The following is a 3,067-nucleotide window of genomic DNA, read 5'->3' on the forward strand; positions in this document are numbered from 1 at the left end:
GCCCTCCGGGCGGCCGAGCCCCGGCGGGGGCCCGGCCTACGCGGCCGCCGCGCCGGTGACATCGATGGTGTCTGTCACGGTCTACTCGCGGTCGTCGGAGGAGGAGCGGCGACGCACCAGGAACACTCCGCCGGCGGCCAGGACGACCACCACGGCCGCCGAGACGCCGATCGCCGTGCCGGAGCTGTTGCCGGAGGAGGAAGAGGCCTTCGCCGGTGCCGCGTTCAGGTACTGGGTGAGGGAGGCCTGCGGGGGGTAGGCGCCGGTGGAGTCCGCCTTGCCCGTCAGGATGCCGTTCACCCGGTCGGTGCGGTACGCGGCGAGGCCGTTGGCGTTGTAGATCATGATGTTCTCGTTGGCCTTGTACAGGATCGCCTGCATCTGCCGAAGCAGACCGGCGCGCTCCTTGTCGTCGAAGGCGCTCTGCTGACGAAGGAACAGATCGTCGTAGTCCTTGTCACAGAAGAACGAGTCCGTGCTGCCGCCCTCGCCCTTGCTGTCGGGAAGCGCCGCGCAGGTCTGGATGCCCAGCAGGTACGTCGGGTCCGGCCCGGTCGACCAGGAGTCCATCAGGATGTCCCAGTCGCCCTTGGCCAGGTCGGCGTTGAGCTTCGAGGAGCTCATCGCCTGGATGTCGACCTTGACCCCGATCTCCTTGAACCAGCCCGCGAGGTACGTGGAGACCTTGGCGTCCGCGTCGTCGTCGGAGTGGATGCCGAGGCGGAAGTCCAGCTTGCGCTTGGACTTCGGGTCGACCCGGATCCCGTCGGAGCCCTTCTTGTAACCCGCCTCGTCGAGCACGGCGTTGGCCTTGGCCGGGTCGTAGTCGAACTTCTCCGAGTCGGAGGGCTGCCACGCGTACTGTGGCAGGGACGGCGGCAGGTAGCTGGCGCCGACCTTCGCCAGGTTGTCGCGGACCTTCTTCACGATCGTCGCCCGGTCGATGGCGCGCGCCAGCGCCTCACGGACCTTGACGTCGCCGAGCGCCGGGTGGCCCGTACCGATCTTCTTGCCGTCACGGGTGCGAGCGCCCCCGTTCAGCTCGATGCCGCTCCAGCGGTTGCCGACCGTCTCGTACGCCTTGGTGCCGGACCGGCCCTTGAGCGCCTTGTACTGGACGGGGTTGAGGCCGCTGACGTAGTCGAGCTGACCCGACCGGAGCGCGGCCACGGCGGCGTCCGTGTTCTTGAACGCCTGCTGGATCATGTGGTCGTACTTGGGCGCGCCCAGCAGGAAGTCCTTGTTCGCGTCGTACTTGGCGTACTGCTCGGGCTTGTAGTCCGTCAGCGTCCACGGGCCGTACCCGACGATCGGGAAGCTGTCGTTCTTGTAGTTCTTCAGGTCCTTGACGTGCGATTCCCATATGTGCTTCGGCACGATGGGGATGCCCGACGCCGGGACGCTGACCGCAAGCATCGTGGCCTGCGGATTCTTGGTCTTGACGACCAGTGTGGTGGCGTCCGGCGCGGTGACCGACGCGAAGTTGCCGAGCAGAGAGCCGTTGGCGGTGGCCGCGGTGGAGTTGCTCATGATCAGGTTGAACGTCCAGGCGGCGTCCTCGGCCGTGATCGGCTTGCCGTCGCTCCACTTCAGGCCCTTGTGGATCTTGAAGGTCCAGGTGAGCTTGTCGTCGGAGGTCGTCCAGGAGTCCGCCAGGTACGGCTTGACGGTGCCGTCCTGCTCCACCGTGTTCAGGGCGGGGTAGATGCCGGCGAACACGTCCAGGCTGCCCGCGAAGTAGGCGAGGAACGGGTTCAGGGAGTCGATGCCGATGCCGGTGATCGGCATCCGCAGCGTGCTGCCGCCGTCGTCGGCCGCGGCGGTCGGCGCGAAGGCGAGGCCCGCACCGGTGGCGAGCAGCAGCGACGTGGCCAGCGCGGCGGCCTTGCGGCCGATTCTGTGCGCAGGGGCGGGCGTGGTCATCGTGGACTTCTCCTGGAGGTGTCGGCGGCACGGGGCCGCGAGGGGACCGGGTGGGGCGAGGTGGCTGCGCCGCGGACCCGGTGGACAGGGCCGTGCGGCGCGGCAGTGAATGCGCAGTGCACCTATTGGTATGTGCATTGGTTTATGCATTGGTGCATGCATGCATATGAATGTGCGTACGGTGGGGCGGTGGGGCTCTGGTGGGCGGGGGAGGGCGGTCCGCAGTGCCGTGGCCGGCCCGCGCGGGGTTCAGCGGAGGTACGGGGCGGTCACTGCTCCGCGTTCCGAGGCCCGGTGCCGGTGGCGGTGCGCAGGAAGTCCTCCAGCACCCGTACGCCGAACTCCAGGCTGCTGACGAGGACCTGCTCGTCGACGCCGTGCACGTACCGCCACACGTCGAAGCCGGGCGGGGTCAGGCCGGGGCCGAACCCGTAGCACTGGATGCCCAGCCGGGCGAACGCCTTGGCGTCGGTGCCGCCCGACATGATGAACGGCAGCACCAGTGCCTGGGGATCGGCGCGGAGCAGCGCCGCCGCCATCTCCTCGAACTCGGCCGAGGTGTGGTCCGCGCAGACGGGTGCGGCGAAACTGTGGAAGGACCGCGAGACCTTCCCGCCGAGCAGGGCGTCCACGGTCGCGAAGAAGTCCTCCTCCGCGCCCGGCAGGATCCTGCCGTCCACGCCGGCCCTCGCCTCGCTCGGAATGACGTTGTGCTTGTAACCCGCCTTCATCATGGTCGGGTTGAGCGTGTTGGCGACGGTGGCCTCGACCAGCCTGGCCGCCTCGCCCAGTTGCGCGAGGGACGCGGGGTCCGCCGGGTCGACCGTGACGCCCAGGCGGGCACAGAGCCCCTCCAGCAGCGCGGCCACCGCCGGCGCGATCCGCACCGGCCAGCGGTGCGCGGCCAGCGCGGAAAGGGTGGCCGCCAGGGTGGCGACAGCGTTGTCCGTGCCGGGCCGGGAGCCGTGGCCCGCCGCGCCGCGCGCCGTCAGGTCCATCCAGGCGCTGCCGCGCTCGCCGACGGCGATCGGGTAGAGCCGGGAGGCGTCCGGTAGATGGACCGAGTAGCCGCCGGACTCGCCGATCGCGGCGGCGACGCCCCCCAAAAGGTGCGCGTGCCCGGCGACCAGGGAGCCCCCCCCCC

General features: G+C 69.8%; 2 protein-coding genes. Both read right to left on the reverse strand.

The features are described 5' to 3' along the window. Positions 1-81: 81 nt before the first annotated feature. The gene (locus ACFW2E_RS41175; RefSeq protein ID WP_384475541.1) at positions 82-1,923 is read right to left on the reverse strand and encodes an ABC transporter substrate-binding protein; all 1,842 of its coding nucleotides are present in this window, start codon (positions 1,921-1,923) and stop codon (positions 82-84) included. Between the two features lie 269 nt (positions 1,924-2,192). Beyond that, positions 2,193-3,067: M20/M25/M40 family metallo-hydrolase (locus ACFW2E_RS41180; RefSeq protein WP_384475543.1), on the reverse strand; the 875-nt coding region annotated here is incomplete at its 5' end.

Origin of the sequence: Streptomyces sp. NPDC058964 (assembly GCF_042741275.1) — a bacterium.
Taxonomy (GTDB): domain Bacteria; phylum Actinomycetota; class Actinomycetes; order Streptomycetales; family Streptomycetaceae; genus Streptomyces.